Source organism: Fusobacteria bacterium ZRK30, from assembly GCA_024628785.1.
In the GTDB taxonomy this organism is placed as follows: Bacteria; Fusobacteriota; Fusobacteriia; order Fusobacteriales; family Fusobacteriaceae; genus Psychrilyobacter.
This window is the reverse complement of sequence record CP102405.1, coordinates 16,600-31,102: the sequence shown is the minus strand read 5'-3', so window position 1 is coordinate 31,102 and position 14,503 is coordinate 16,600. Positions and strand designations below refer to the sequence as shown.

Genomic DNA, 14,503 nt, shown 5'->3' with positions numbered 1-14,503 from the left:
ATGAAAAAAATAGTAGCAGTATGTGCAGGAAGTTTTGACCCTATAACTAAGGGACATTTGGATATTATAAAACGTGCCAGTAAGTTTTCAAATAAATTGATAGTGGGAATTTTAAACAGCCATAATAAAAAATATTGGTTCAATTTAAAGGAAAGAAAAGCATTGGTTGAAAAATGTTTATCGGAATTTGATAATATAGAAGTAAAGACTTTTGATGGATTGTTGGTAGATTTTGTTTTACAGAATAAGGCTAATATTGTAGTAAGAGGGTTACGGGCAGTTTCAGATTATGAATATGAACTGCAGCTGGCTCTTACAAATAAATCTCTTTCAGACAATCAGGTAGAGACAATATTCTTACCTGGATCGAGGGAAAGTCTATATCTCAGTGCCAGCCTGGTAAGGGAAGTAGCGCTACATGGTGGAAAAATAGATGAATTTATTTCACCGGAGATAGTAGAAGATGTAAAAGAAAGAGCAAAAAAGATAAAAGAGGGATCTCAGTAGAGTAATCTTTTAGAGGTTTATATTTGATTTTAATAATTACAAAATATTAAGAATAAAGGAGTGAATTCATGGCTAAATTAAAAACTATATATATATGCTCAGACTGTGGCTATGAATCTTCTAAATGGCTGGGAAAATGCCCGGAATGTGACAGCTGGGGGACATTGGAGGAAGAGGTCAGCAGTGCCTCTTCTAAAAGCAGTGTTAAAAAGAAAATCAGTAATACCAAGGTAGTTAACTTTAAAGATGTAGAAGTAGAGAAAAATTATAGATATACTACGAAATTTAATGAGTTTGACAGAGTATTGGGAGGAGGTCTTGTAAAGGGGGCAGTAGTTCTTTTGACAGGTAATCCCGGAATAGGAAAATCCACTCTGCTGCTGCAGGCAGTAGATCAATATTCACAGTATGGAGAAGTACTATATATATCCGGTGAGGAATCACCATCCCAGGTAAAACACAGGGGAGACAGGTTAGGTTTATCTGGAAACAATATATCCATCATGTCGGAGACAGAGATGGAATCTATCTATGATTATGTTCTCAGGAAGAAACCTAAGGTTGTTGTTGTGGATTCTATCCAGACTTTATACAGCTCAAATTTTGATTCTATCCCAGGAACCACAACTCAGATAAGAGAATGTACTTTAAAGATAGTGGAGTTGGCTAAGACCCATGATATATCTTTCTTTTTGGTGGGACATATTACCAAAGATGGAAAAGTAGCAGGACCTAAACTGTTGGAACACATGGTAGATTCGGTGTTGCAGTTCGAGGGAGAAGAGGGCTTATTTTATAGGATCTTACGAAGTTTAAAAAATAGATTTGGATCTACCAATGAGCTTGGAATATTCAATATGGAAGAAAAAGGAATGGTAGAGGTAAAAAATCCTTCGGAATTTTTTCTCAGTGAACGAGATGAAAAAAATGTTGGAAGTATAGTAGTGCCGGTATTGGAAGGGACTAAGATATTTTTATTGGAAGTTCAGACCTTGGTGAATGAATCACCCTTTGGAATTCCAAAAAGAGTGGTACAGGGATTTGACAGAAACAGGGTACAGATACTCAATGCTGTTATGGAAAAAAAGATAGGGCTGAATTTATCCTCCAAGGATGTTTTTGTAAATATTCCGGGAGGTATAAAGATCTATGATGGAGCGGCAGACTTAGGAGTGGTCATGGCAATGATCTCTATAACTAAGGGAATAGAGGTCAGTCAAAAAATAGCAGCTCTAGGAGAACTGGGTCTCCGTGGAGAGATAAGAAAGGTATCCTTTGTAGATAAGAGGCTGAAAGAATTGGAAAAACTTGGTTTTTCAGGGGTGTATCTGCCTCATTCCAATAAGAAAGAGATTGAACATAATAGTTATAATTTAAAGATGATATATCTAAAAAATTTAGCAGAACTTGCAGAGAGGATGAGGTGATTATGGAGCAGAATTTAAAGAAAATATTTTCTCAGGTAACCCCTGGAACAACATTCAGAGAAGGTTTGGATAACATCTTAGATGCTGGGACTGGTGCGTTGGTAGTTTTAGACGCCAACGATACTTTAGGTGATCTTATAGATGGTGGGTTTGAATTAAATTGCAGGTTTACTCCTCAAAGACTCCATGAGTTGTCTAAGATGGATGGAGCTATCATCTTAGATGGGAATGCTACAAAGATTAAATATGCCAATGTACATCTACAGCCAGATAAATCATTTAAAACCAATGAGAGTGGGACCAGGCATAGAACTGCTCAAAGGGTAGCCAGACAGACAGATAATTTAGTTATAGCTATCTCAGAAAGAAGAAATCGGATTACTCTCTATAAGGGAGATTTTAGATATAAGGTAAAAAATCTGGCTGATATAATGATTGAAGCCAGCCAGGCAATGAAAACTTTTGAGAGGTATAAACATGTACTGGACAGGGCACTGCAAAATATTACTCTTTTAGAATTTGACGGAATGGTAACTCTTTCAGAGGTTGTCACTGTTCTTCAAAGATTTGAGATGCTGGTAAGAATAAGGGTAGAAGTGGAACATTCAATAATAGAATTAGGATCAGAGGGGAAATTTTTAGAGATTCAATTGGAGGAACTGTTTAAGGGAGTTTTGAAAGAGGAAGAAAATTTCATCAGAGATTATATAAATCCAGGGGAAGAGGAATTTGGAGCAGCTGAAGTAAAGGAAAGACTTTTAGGATTAGGAGATTTGGAACTTCTGGAGTCGGAAAATATAGCAGGGGCTTTGGGATATGGAAGATCAGCAGCTACCTTTGACATGGAATTAGACACTAAGGGATACAGGATCTTAAACAAGATAACAAGGATTACGAGAAAAGACACCGAGAAAATAATAGGTAAATATGGAATCTTATCTAAAATATTGGAATTGACAGAAGAGGAATTGATGGAGATAAGAGGGATCAGTATGTTTAAAGCCAGATCCATAAAAAAAGGGATAAAAAGACTAAAAATGACAGCTGAATGGGAAAAATAGATAATAATAAAAAAGCTAATTTCTATAATTATAGAAATTAGCTTTTTTATTTGTTGTTTATGTTATATACTCTTGAAAAAGAAAGGGGGGAAGGATAAATGAAAAATTTAGGGACTAAAACTTTGATACATGAAAATTTCGTTTTGAGAAAGTTTAAGTTAGGTGATGAATACGATATGTTTAAAAATTATTGCAATGATGAAAAAGTAACAGAGTATATAACATGGGATCCTCATAGAGATATTAAATTGACAAGAGAACTTTTGACATCATGGGTAGGTGAGTATAGCACTGAAAAATATAGGTGGGCAATAGAAGTAGAGGGTGAAGTAGTCGGAAGTATTGATTTAGTAAAGCAAGATTTAGATAAAAAAGTAGGAGAGATAGGGTATTGTTTAGGATCGAGATTCTGGAATAAAAAAATAATGACAAATGCTCTAAATCTAATGATGGATTATCTTTTTAATGAGGTAGGTTTTGAAAAACTAAGGGCAAGGCATGTAGCTGAAAATCCAAACTCAGGGAAGGTAATGATAAATAACAGTATGAAATATATAGAAACTAAAGAAATATTAGTACAAACACTTGAGGATTTGCAGGTGATAAAAGTTTATGAGTTAGATAAAAAAGATTTTGTAAAGTTTAGATAATAAAAAAAGCTAGAAAATCTATGATTTTCTAGCTTTTATATTATATATTAGTTATCAAATTTTACCTTTGCTTCCTCTACGATCATAGAGATGAAATCATTTAATTTCATAGTTTCCTGATCTTTTGAACCAAATCTTCTTACATTTACTTCATTAGCTTCAGCTTCAGATTTTCCTAAGATTAATTGAACAGGAATCTTGAATTTACCATTAGCTTCTCTGATCTTATATCCTATCTTTTCTGCTCTGTCATCTAATTCACATCTGATTCCAACTTTAGCTAATTCAGCCATAACTTCCTTAGCGTATGGAACTACTTCATCATTTAGAGTAAGTAATTTTATTTGTGTAGGAGCTAACCATAATGGGAATGCACCTGCAAAATGCTCGATTAAGATTCCAATGAATCTTTCAACTGAACCATAAACTACTCTATGAACCATAACTGGTCTATGTTTTTCTCCGTCTTCTCCGATATAATTCATATCAAATCTTTCAGGAAGGTTGAAGTCAAGCTGGATAGTTCCACATTGCCATTCTCTACCTAAACAATCTTTGATTTTGAAGTCTAACTTAGGACCATAAAATGCTCCGTCTCCTGGATTTAATTTATAATCTAATCCGATTTTCTTCATAGCACCTTCTAGTGCTGATTCAGCTTTATCCCATATATCGTCTGATCCAATAGCCTTTTCAGGTTTAGTAGATAGTTCGATATGGTATTCGAATCCAAATAGCTTGTTGTAGAACTTGTCGATCAGGTTGATAACTCCTATGATCTCTTCTTCGATTTGGTCTGGAGTCATAAAGATATGTGCATCATCCTGTGTGAAGTTTCTAACTCTAAATAATCCGTGTAATGCACCAGAGAATTCATGTCTATGTACGATACCTAATTCACCCATTCTGATAGGAAAATCTTTATAAGAATGTAATCCATGTTTGTATACTAAAACACTTCCAGGACAGTTCATAGGTTTTATAGCAAATTCATGTTTATCTATCTCAGAAAGATACATGTTTTCTTTATAGTTAAACCAGTGACCAGAAGTTTCCCATAACTCCTTGTTAAGCATAATAGGAGTTCTAACTTCCTGGTATCCGGCTTTTCTATGTTCTGATTTCCAAAGGTCTTCTAATACATTTCTTAATTCCATTCCCTTTGGTAACCAAAATGGGAACCCTGGACCAAACTCACTCATAAAGAATAGGTCTAACTCCTTACCTAATTTTCTATGATCTCTTTTTTCAGCTTCTTCTAAGAATTTCAGGTGTAGTTTTAAGGCTTTATCTGAATCAAAAGCTATACCATATATTCTTTGCAACATCTTGTTAGAAGAATCTCCTCTCCAGTAAGCCCCGGCTACTGACATAAGTTTAAATGACTTTAAATATCTTGTAGAAGGTACATGAGGTCCAAGACATAGGTCTGTGAATTCACCTTGGGAATATAGAGTAAGAGCTCCTACTGCAATATCAGTAATGATCTCTACCTTGTAATCCTCTCCAGCTTCCTTAAATCTTGCTATTGCATCTTCTTTAGAGATGTTTTCTTTAGTTATCTTAATATCTTCCTTAACTAGTTTTTTCATCTCAGCTTCGATCTTAGCCAGGTCTTCCTCTGTAAACTGTTCCTTAGGGTCGAAGTCATAGTAAAATCCGTATTCGATAGAGGGTCCTATAGCTACTTTAGTTTCGGGGAAAAGTCTGATTACAGCTTGAGCCATAAGATGTGCAGTGGAATGTCTGATGATCTCTATTCCCTCTTCACTGTTAGGCATGATAAGTTCCACAGCAGCATCTTCTGAAGCCATTGTAGTCATATCTACTAATTCTCCATTGACCTTTGCTGCTACAGCATTTTTAGCTAGTGAGTTGCTTATACTTTTGGCAATTTGAAACATGTTTACTGGACCATCAAATTCTTTGATATCCCCGCTTGGTAAAGTTATCTTAATCATCTTTACATCACTCCTCAATTTTTTTATATAATTTAATTTTTTTCTAAAAAAAGAACCCACCTAGATCATATCTAGATGGGTTAAATATTTTTTCATTCCAGACAGATACAAAACTTATATTTTTACAAAGGAAATAAGATCTGTATATTTACAAATCCTAAATAAAAGTATCCGTTGTGGTGGTAAGTAATCTCATAGTCTAAGCTCCTACTGAAATATTGTTATTATCTGGAAATTCTAACATATTTTGTTCAAAATGTCAAAAAGTGTATTATTTCTTTGGTTCATCTACCTCTACTCCACTACCAAGCCATAGGTTAGGAGTCATACTTCCATCCTTGTCCTTATATCCAATTCCGAAGAGAGGATTTTCTGGGAATGTAAGCAGAGTAAATTGAACAGCTAAACGGTCATCATATGATCCTGTATTTCTGTCGTAATCTTTGGTATATCCTACAGACCATTCATAGTAACCCATTTCCTTTCCGAGGTAGACACCATATTCGTCTTCATCATTAAGTTCGGTTTTATAGGATAACTTTATGTTCCACCCCTGGCTGGGTTTTCCTATCCCGGCTCGCATCCTGAATTCATGCTCCTGTTTGGTGATATCTCTGTCATAGCTGCTGTTAAAGCTGGCTTCTTCACGATATGTATATCCCAGTCCAAATCGTTTATAAGAACCATAGACATCTCCCTCTAATTCCTTTAAACTTCCGAAGAAATCATTGCTTTGGTTATAGGCTTCCCTATGCACTTTTGCCATAAGGGAAAGGGTAAAGTATTTTTTATATTCTGGACGATTCATCTCCTCAAACATAATAGAGTTTAGACTAAAGTCCAATTGGTTGTCATTTCTTTCATTTAAAATTTGTTTTACCCTGCTTATCTCAGCAGGAGTGATCTCTAATTTATCTTTGTTATACTCAGCTGAAGCGTAACTTCTAAGCTCCTCATCGGTAAATCTTTTATCCCTGTATTCATATCTGAATGAAACCTGATCTGAAGAATAATCTTTTAAACTTTGTGATGGCCCATACTTATAAATTCCATAAGTAGCACGGTAGAAGTGTTCTACATCTCCTCCATTCAGATAGCTGGCACCGATAATGTCATTTTTAATATTAAAAGTTTCTGAATTATTGTCTGTTCTGTCATCGGAACCATGGGTATAGGTAAAGTTATAGACATCCAGATCATCTTTGATCTCGATTCCATATGTACTTTCCGATACTTTTTCATTTGCGTCATAGTTGTAATTTGGATCGGTAGTAGGAATATTTTGAGATTTCATTAGGGTATAATCAATTTTTTCATGACCATAATAAAATCTGTAATTTTCATTTATATAGTAACTACCACCAAATTTGTTGCTGGTAAGATCATTATATTCATCGTCAAAGGCATAGCCTGAAGGGGTGAGCTCTCCACGTGTAAATCTTTTATCCAGATCATAGTATAAGTTTAACTTTTTCTCATCATTGACTAAAAAATCTATGTTGTTGGTAAAGAGGTCTCCTCTTTTTACATCTCTGTCAAAGCCGTCATTACTCTGTTTATATCCGGCAGTATAGATAGTTGTAGTATTTCCAAGGTCTAATGTAACCTTATCTTTGAATTCGTTGATACTGTCTTTGTTTTTTAATCTGACCTGCCCGTTATATGTAGAGTCACCATTACGGCTCCCATTGTCATAAGAATAGAGTTGTCCAAAATAATTGAATTCATTATTTAATCTAAGGTCTATATCTCTAAAATGGTTGTTGGTATTATCTAAGAGGGTAACCTTGTGATTGAAATCCACCTGGTGACGCAGAGATGAATCTCCGCCGCTATTATCACCAGTATAGGAATCATACCCCTTGGTATAACTGTCATATCTAAGGTTATATCTTAATCCTATTTCACCGAGATAACCTAAGTTAAGTCTTTTATCTTCCACTTCAATCTGGGCAAAATCCGATTCATTGATATAGATATTATAGGCATCATTTTCTGCTACCTCATTATAATTGTATATTCCCTCTCTGTCCCAGTTCTCCTCTTTGGTACGTCCAAAGGTAAGCTCTAACCTGTATTGGTCGTAGAAAAATTCAGTAGCAACCTTATCTTCACTACTTTTACTATAGATGATATTTTCTTCCTTGTTATACTGCTGATCTCTTTTATTGAAATTTGGATTATTTGAACTACTAGTCTCTCTAAATGGATCGTTGTCTAAATTTAATTCCTTTTCAGACCTGAGACTGTCAAACTTTACCTTATAGGTTGCTCCGCTGCTACCGAGATCATATTCTCCAAGGTGTAGTTTGATCTTATCGCTGTCATCTTTATCATATTCATACACAGACCAAGGAACATAGTTTATAGTTCCTCCCTGAAGCTTTATGATGTCCTCTAAATCCGGGCTACGCTCCCAAGATCTGAGTTTTCTCAATTTGTCCCCGCTTTGATGATCGTAAGCAAAATCTATCTTAGCTTCCTTTAAGTTAAATGCAAATCCAAAATTTTCACGTCTGGACTGGTCATCATCTTCCTTTGATGTGGAACCAGGATCTAAATCTTTTAGGTAGTCATAGTAGGCAGAGATCATATAATCGTCGTTGTCTTTGGTGAAACCAAGATCGGTGTACAATTTATGGTCTAACTGGGAACCAAAAGAAGCATCGTCCATCCGGTTATCGACTAGTTGTCTGTATGCATCTTCTCCTCCAGCTAACATCTTAACCTTAGAATGAAGGGTTATATCATTTCTTTCACCTATATTTTTAAATTCAGAGTCCAGAGTGATGAAATTAATGGCTTCCCCATCATTTCTTTCTTCCCCACCGTAGTTAGGACTGGTAGGGTCATAGTAACCACCTCTCTCCAAATCATCTCTGTAATCTTCTAAAGAACTTATCTTATTTACTGTTGTACTCTGAAGACCTAATTTTAAATAACCCTTATCATTTTTATATTCATGATTGGCAGCAAGATCCCATCTGTCATCGATAGAACTGTCTTTTTTTACTACTAATAGGTCATCAGCAGTAACCAGACCTTTTCCATAATCTCCCAGATCATACCAGTTTTCAAATCTTCCAACTAAGAGTCCTAACTCGTCAGCAAATTTAGGGGCTATACCACCTTTAAAGTATTTACTGTTATTATCTCCGTAGTTGACACCACTGGATATATGAAATCCATAATCGGTTTTATCTCCCCAGACAGGGAAAAGAGGTACTTTGGAACCTTGTCTTATATTGACTGCATACCAAGGGAACCAGCCGACCTTATGACCGCTTATATATAGATCGATATCTTGAAATTCAGCCTTATTATCCGGGACTATTTTTAATTTTTTAGTCTCAAGATAATACCCGCCCTTTTTATAATCTCCAGTTTCTAAGATACTAAAATCAGTGGTAAACCAGGCGTTTTTTAGAGTGAAAGCTTCTTCATTATATTCTCCTACTTCTCCACCAAAGTATATCCTGTCGTTGGGAGCTTCGGCACCTGTTACAGTTCCTACTTCCATATAGGAAATACTATCATAGTATTTTAAGATACTGCTGTCCAATGAAAGAAGAGTTTTATGAGAGTCAATTCTGGCTTGGTTAGAACCATCTCCCATCTCTATCCTGACATCTCCAGTAGCAGTAACTATATTTGAGTCCTTATCTCTCTTAAAACCAAAGGCTTGGAGTTTTAAGCCCTGGTACTGAAATTTTACCCCGCCATCAGCTGTTAAGGTATCATTCTTTGTATCGATAACTAAACTTTCGCTAGAGACAGCAGCCCCGTCATTAGAGGTATTAACTTTACTTATATCGTTTACAGTTGAAAAAAGCCCTGCTGAAGCCGCCTTATTTAGGTCATTTCCAAATCCCGGTTCTTTTGCACCAAAGGATATTTGAACAACACAAAATAGGAGGATAGCAAGGGTTTTTGAGTTTAAATTTTTCATATCATCATGTCTCCCCTAGTTTCAAGCAAATTTTTCCTATTATAATTATTAAATTATAGCATAGTTTTTTACAATTTCAAATGTAAGAAACTAAATTTCAATTTAAGGATCCATAATCTTTTTTAATAGATAGAAAATTTATCTCGTCCCAAATTTTTAGAATAAAAAAAGGGTCCGAAGACCCTCACTCTTAGTATGAATTTAATTTTTCACTTAAAGCACTTTTTTGAACTAATCCAATTATTTGATCAACAGCTTCTCCATTTTTAAAAGCTATCATAGTAGGGATACTTCTAACACCGTATTTTTGAGATAATCCCGGGTTATCATCTACATTTACTTTAACAATCTTGGCACTAACCTCTTCAGATAATTCATCTAAAATTGGAGCTAACATCTTGCAAGGACCACACCAGTCAGCATAAAAATCAACTAAAACAATCCCATCTTGGATAACTGTATCAAAACTAGTTTCATCGGTATATATAACTTTACTCATTAAAACCCCTCCTAAATTATGTTGATTATAAACATCTTTAAGTAATACTAGCATATTAAATATACTGTGTCAAACATTCAGGATCTCTAATGCTTTTTCTATTACTGGTCATTTTTTCTACAATTGTACAGAGGAGAAAGATAAGTTAAATAGGATTTTTTAAAAGATTATATTTTCGAAAATAAGGCTGAAAATAAAGGAGTTTTCTTGCTCATCCATATATAATTATGTTAAAATTAGGTTATAAAAAAATCTAGAACTAAAATAATTGGAGGTTTAGGAATATGATATTAATAACAGGAGCATGTGGGTTTATTGCCAGTGCACTAACTTGGGAATTAAATGAAGGTGGAAGAAACGATATTATCTTGTCTGGAGAGTTAGAAAAAGAAGATAAGTGGTTGAATATAAGAGATAGAGATTACTACGACTGGGTACACAAAAATGATCTGTTTGACTGGCTGTCTGTTGAGGAAAATGCATCAAAAATAACGGCAGTAGTGCATATGGGAGCGTGCTCTGCGACTACAGAAGCAGATATGGACTTCTTGATGGATAACAACTATGAATATACAAAAAAATTATGGAAATTCTGTACAGAAAGGGGGATTAACTATATTTATGCTTCATCTGCTGCTACTTATGGGTTAGGAGAGTTAGGTTATGACGATGATGTGACTCCAGAGGAACTAAAAAAATTAAAACCACTGAATAAATATGGATACTCTAAAAAATTCTTTGATGATTGGGCACTTAAACAGGAGGAAACTCCTAAACAATGGGTTGGAATAAAGTTTTTTAATGTCTACGGACCTCAGGAATATCATAAAGGAAGAATGGCATCTATGGTATTTCATGCATTCAACCAATATAAAAAAGATGGACTTGTAAAATTATTTAAATCTCATAAGGCGGAATATGAAGATGGAGGTCAGTTAAGAGACTTTGTTTATATAAAAGATGTAGTAAAGGTATTGAAGTTCTTTATAGAGAGTGAGGATAAATCAGGAATCTATAATATAGGAACCGGGATTGCCAGAAGTTTTAAAGATCTTGCATTAAATGCAATAAGAGCAGGTGCAAATGATTATTCATTGGAAGAATCTAAAGTTATAGAGTATGTACCTATGCCTGAGGATCTTAGAGGAAGGTATCAATATTATACTTGTGCAGAGATGAAAAAATTAAAGTCCGTGGGATACACAGAGAAATTCCATACATTGGAAGAGGGAATAAAGGATTACGTTCAAAATCATCTGGCTAAAGAAAATCCATATCTATAAATTTAAAGGATATTTAAAAGAACTATAGAATAAAAGAATAGGAATTTAAAGATAAAAACAAGGAAATTTTTTCCTTGTTTTTAATTATAGTGAAAAACTTATTTTTTACTATGAGGTGTTTTCTAAACGTAGAGAAAAAAATTATAAAAAGATCTAAAAAAGAAACAAATGAGATTCGGGAGGTGATAGGTATAAAATTAATATTACCTGTAAAAAAACTTGAAAGACAATTTAAAGAGATAATACTTGATTATCGGAAAGAAAATGACCTTTTGTATTACTCATATATGGATGCTTTGGATAATTTTGATGGTTATTTAAGAAGGTTAGAGGAAATAAGAAGTGGAAGAAATTTGCCTGAAGGCGATGTTGCTACAACTGAATATTGGCTTGTAGATACTGAGGGAAAAGAGATTAGAGGGATGATAAAGATAAGACATGAGAGTGTACCTGTTCATGGAAACATAGGCTATGATATACCTCCTAAAAAAAGATTTTTAGGGTATGGAACAAATATACTACGGCTGGGGATAGAAAAAGCTAAAGAACTAGGGGTAGGAGAGGTAAGAGTGTCTTGCACCTCTGATAATGAGGGATCAAGAAAAATAATTTTAAAAAACAATGCTGTTTTTATAGGCTTGGCAGAGGATAATGATGAACTATACGAAGAGTATATAATCAAATAAAACAGGGGAGATTTTATGGAATTAAGAAAAGTTTTAGAGAAAGCTAAAGAGGTTGGCGGATCAGATGTTCACTTTGTAGTAGGGCGACCGCCTATGATAAGAATAAATGGGGATCTGTTAGACACAGGTGATTTTGATAAGATGGTGCCTAAAAAATTAGAAGATCTAGCTAAAACAATTCTGTCAGAAGATCAATATATAGAGTTTAAGGAACACCATGAATATGATTTTGCCTTTGGGGTAGCAGGATTGGGAAGATACAGAGTAAATATACATATGCAGAGGGGAACAATTGGGATAACTATAAGAGTATTAAATACTGAAATTCTTTCCTTTGAACAGTTAAAATTACCGGGAACCCTGAAACAATTTACAGAATATAAAAATGGACTGGTTTTGGTCACAGGACCTACAGGGAGTGGGAAAACGACTACTTTGGCAGCTATGATAGATAAGATAAATGATGAGAAACCACACCATATAATAACAATTGAAGATCCTATAGAATACCTGCATAGCCATAAGAAAAGTTTGGTAGAACAAAGGGAGATCAGATCGGATACAGCTTCATTTAGAACTGCATTAAAATATATCCTCAGACAGGATCCGGATGTAATCCTTGTAGGAGAGATGAGGGATTTAGAAACTATAGAGGCTGCAATCACAGCAGCTGAGACAGGTCATCTAGTTTTTGGAACTCTACATACAAACAGTGCGGCTAAAACAATAGATAGAATAATAGATGTATTTCCAAAGGAAAGACAGGGACAGATTAGGTCTCAGTTATCCACTTCTCTAAGGGGAGTAATAGCTCAGCAGTTAGTTCCATTAAAAGATGGAAGCGGTCGAAGAGTAGCTTTAGAGATATTGGTAGGAACACCGGCTATAGGAAACCTTATAAGGGAAGGAAAAATACATCAAATACCGTCTGCTTTACAGACAGGGGCCAGGTTTGGGATGATAACAATGGAGAAATCTTTAGAAACCTTATTCGATAAAGGGATTATAACTAGAGAGGAATATAACAACAGGATATTATAAAAAAGGTATGATATTTAGGAGAGGGAAGTAAAAAAATGGAAAATATTAAATCAAATTTTGAGATAAAAAAAAATAATCTAAAGGAATTTATTCGTGTTCTTATACCGGAATTAATAGACGAAAAAATAGTTATCATGGAAAAAAGATGTGATGAATTCTTAGAGTTGGAATTAGAGGCAGCAGGGAAGAAAATTGTATTTTTATATGAGAATAATTTAGACAGGTTAGAGGATCAGAGGACAGTTATGTCCAAGGTGGGCTTACTAAAATTAATGGATAAAAAATACCCATGGGGGGGACTCATTGGTGTAAGGCCGACAAAATTAGTGAGAAGGTTTTTGAATCTCTCATATACATATGGGGAGATTGAAAAAATCTTGTGCGAACTATATCTGGTGACTCCTAAAAAAGTAAAATTGCTCATAGATGTGGTGAAAAAAGAGATGGAGTTTCTCAATAGAGATCATATAAATATGTATATCGGAATCCCCTACTGCCCTACAAAGTGCAGATACTGCTCCTTTGCTTCCTATGAGATGAAGGGAAAAATAGGTAAATACTATGATGAATTTGTAGAGACTCTCTTAGAGGAGATAACTCTTACAGGGGAATTTTTAAAGGGGACTTCCAATAAGATTGAATCGCTCTATATTGGAGGTGGGACCCCTAGCATATTGACAGAGGTTGATATGGAAAGGGTGTTAAAAGCAGTAAAAGGAAATATAAATTTAACTTATCTAAAGGAATTTACCCTGGAAGCCGGGAGGGTGGACACACTTACTTTAAAAAAATTAGATATCATGAGATCTTACGGGGTTGAAAGGATCAGTTTGAACCCTCAGACATTTAATCTGAAAACTTTAGAAAAGCTCAATCGTCCTTTGGACAGGGATAAATTTGATCAGATGTTTAACTACGCTAAAAAGATAGGGCTTATAATTAATATGGATCTGATCTTAGGACTACCAGGGGAGACTACAGAGGATATTTTGTATACTCTGGAGGAATTAAAAAAATATCCTGCGGAAAACCTCACAACCCATGTACTTGCGCTAAAAAAAGCTTCTGTTTTATTTAAAGATGTTCAGACATCTATACCTTTGGACTATGAAAAAATAGAAAAAAAATTATATGAGGTAACAGAAGGTAAAAATATGAAACCTTATTATATGTACAGGCAGAAAAACAGCCTTGAATGGGGAGAAAACATGGGATTTGCTGTAGAGGGAACAGAATCGATATTTAACATTGAGATGATAGAGGAAAATCAGTCAACCCTTGGATTAGGCGGGGGAGCCATCACTAAATCTGTAGTGACTGAAAGCCTTACAGTAGATAAGATAAAGAGGATAGTGAGTCCTAAGGAGCCTATTGCATATGTGAGACAGATGAAGGAGAGGCTGCCTAAAAAATTAGAATTGTTTAAATAAAAATTAGAA

Annotated in this window: 11 protein-coding genes; 8 read left to right on the top strand and 3 right to left on the bottom strand. The window is 34.8% G+C overall.

What is annotated here, in order from left to right; translation table 11 throughout:
- The 4 genes from coaD to NRK67_05085 all read left to right on the top strand — a co-directional run bounded on the left by coaD (nucleotide 1) and on the right by NRK67_05085 (nucleotide 3,645).
- Nucleotides 1-507 (top strand): pantetheine-phosphate adenylyltransferase, encoded by a 507-nt coding sequence (gene coaD / locus NRK67_05100; protein ID UUV18889.1) that lies wholly within the window; start codon nucleotides 1-3, stop codon nucleotides 505-507.
- Between the two features lie 68 nt (nucleotides 508-575).
- Nucleotides 576-1,934, top strand: a complete 1,359-nt coding sequence (radA, locus tag NRK67_05095) for a DNA repair protein RadA (protein UUV18888.1) — start codon at nucleotides 576-578, stop codon at nucleotides 1,932-1,934.
- Between the two features lie 2 nt (nucleotides 1,935-1,936).
- Nucleotides 1,937-2,995, top strand: a complete 1,059-nt coding sequence (gene disA / locus NRK67_05090) for a DNA integrity scanning diadenylate cyclase DisA (protein UUV18887.1) — start codon at nucleotides 1,937-1,939, stop codon at nucleotides 2,993-2,995.
- A 98-nt stretch (nucleotides 2,996-3,093) separates the two neighbouring features.
- Complete coding sequence (locus NRK67_05085) at nucleotides 3,094-3,645, top strand: GNAT family N-acetyltransferase (protein UUV18886.1); 552 nt, start codon at nucleotides 3,094-3,096, stop codon at nucleotides 3,643-3,645.
- 47 nt (nucleotides 3,646-3,692) lie between these two features.
- Here NRK67_05085 and thrS read toward each other — a convergent pair whose 3' ends face one another.
- The 3 genes from thrS to trxA form a co-directional block, all read right to left on the bottom strand.
- On the bottom strand, nucleotides 3,693-5,606 hold the full coding sequence (gene thrS, locus NRK67_05080) for a threonine--tRNA ligase (GenBank protein UUV18885.1): 1,914 nt from the start codon (nucleotides 5,604-5,606) through the stop codon (nucleotides 3,693-3,695).
- Nucleotides 5,607-5,877: 271 nt separating this feature from the next.
- Nucleotides 5,878-9,555 (bottom strand): hypothetical protein, encoded by a 3,678-nt coding sequence (locus tag NRK67_05075; GenBank protein ID UUV18884.1) that lies wholly within the window; start codon nucleotides 9,553-9,555, stop codon nucleotides 5,878-5,880.
- Between the two features lie 190 nt (nucleotides 9,556-9,745).
- Nucleotides 9,746-10,054, bottom strand: coding sequence for a thioredoxin (gene trxA / locus NRK67_05070; GenBank protein UUV18883.1), 309 nt, complete (start codon nucleotides 10,052-10,054; stop codon nucleotides 9,746-9,748).
- Nucleotides 10,055-10,338: 284 nt separating this feature from the next.
- On the opposite strand from trxA, the gene rfaD reads away from it, so the two are divergent.
- The 4 genes from rfaD (at nucleotide 10,339) to NRK67_05050 (ending at nucleotide 14,494) form a co-directional block, all read left to right on the top strand.
- Complete coding sequence (rfaD, locus tag NRK67_05065; protein UUV18882.1) at nucleotides 10,339-11,337, top strand: ADP-glyceromanno-heptose 6-epimerase; 999 nt, start codon at nucleotides 10,339-10,341, stop codon at nucleotides 11,335-11,337.
- Between the two features lie 182 nt (nucleotides 11,338-11,519).
- On the top strand, nucleotides 11,520-12,023 hold the full coding sequence (locus NRK67_05060) for a GNAT family N-acetyltransferase (protein ID UUV18881.1): 504 nt from the start codon (nucleotides 11,520-11,522) through the stop codon (nucleotides 12,021-12,023).
- 15 nt (nucleotides 12,024-12,038) lie between these two features.
- Nucleotides 12,039-13,064 (top strand): type IV pilus twitching motility protein PilT, encoded by a 1,026-nt coding sequence (locus tag NRK67_05055; GenBank protein UUV18880.1) that lies wholly within the window; start codon nucleotides 12,039-12,041, stop codon nucleotides 13,062-13,064.
- Between the two features lie 35 nt (nucleotides 13,065-13,099).
- Nucleotides 13,100-14,494 carry a coproporphyrinogen III oxidase gene (locus tag NRK67_05050; GenBank protein UUV18879.1) on the top strand — a complete coding sequence of 465 codons (1,395 nt, stop codon included), beginning with the start codon at nucleotides 13,100-13,102 and terminating at the stop codon, nucleotides 14,492-14,494.
- The last annotated feature ends 9 nt before the right edge of the window (nucleotides 14,495-14,503 follow it).

What these genes read in the sequence shown, in the direction of transcription:
- coaD (UUV18889.1), top strand. Translation starts at nt 1, where the DNA reads ATGAAAAAAATAGTAGCAGTATGTGCAGGAAGTTTTGACCCTATAACT.
- radA (UUV18888.1), top strand. Translation starts at nt 576, where the DNA reads ATGGCTAAATTAAAAACTATATATATATGCTCAGACTGTGGCTATGAA.
- disA (UUV18887.1), top strand. Translation starts at nt 1,937, where the DNA reads ATGGAGCAGAATTTAAAGAAAATATTTTCTCAGGTAACCCCTGGAACA.
- NRK67_05085 (UUV18886.1), top strand. Translation starts at nt 3,094, where the DNA reads ATGAAAAATTTAGGGACTAAAACTTTGATACATGAAAATTTCGTTTTG.
- thrS (UUV18885.1), bottom strand. Translation starts at nt 5,606, where the DNA reads ATGATTAAGATAACTTTACCAAGCGGGGATATCAAAGAATTTGATGGT.
- NRK67_05075 (UUV18884.1), bottom strand. Translation starts at nt 9,555, where the DNA reads ATGAAAAATTTAAACTCAAAAACCCTTGCTATCCTCCTATTTTGTGTT.
- trxA (UUV18883.1), bottom strand. Translation starts at nt 10,054, where the DNA reads ATGAGTAAAGTTATATATACCGATGAAACTAGTTTTGATACAGTTATC.
- rfaD (UUV18882.1), top strand. Translation starts at nt 10,339, where the DNA reads ATGATATTAATAACAGGAGCATGTGGGTTTATTGCCAGTGCACTAACT.
- NRK67_05055 (UUV18880.1), top strand. Translation starts at nt 12,039, where the DNA reads ATGGAATTAAGAAAAGTTTTAGAGAAAGCTAAAGAGGTTGGCGGATCA.
- NRK67_05050 (UUV18879.1), top strand. Translation starts at nt 13,100, where the DNA reads ATGGAAAATATTAAATCAAATTTTGAGATAAAAAAAAATAATCTAAAG.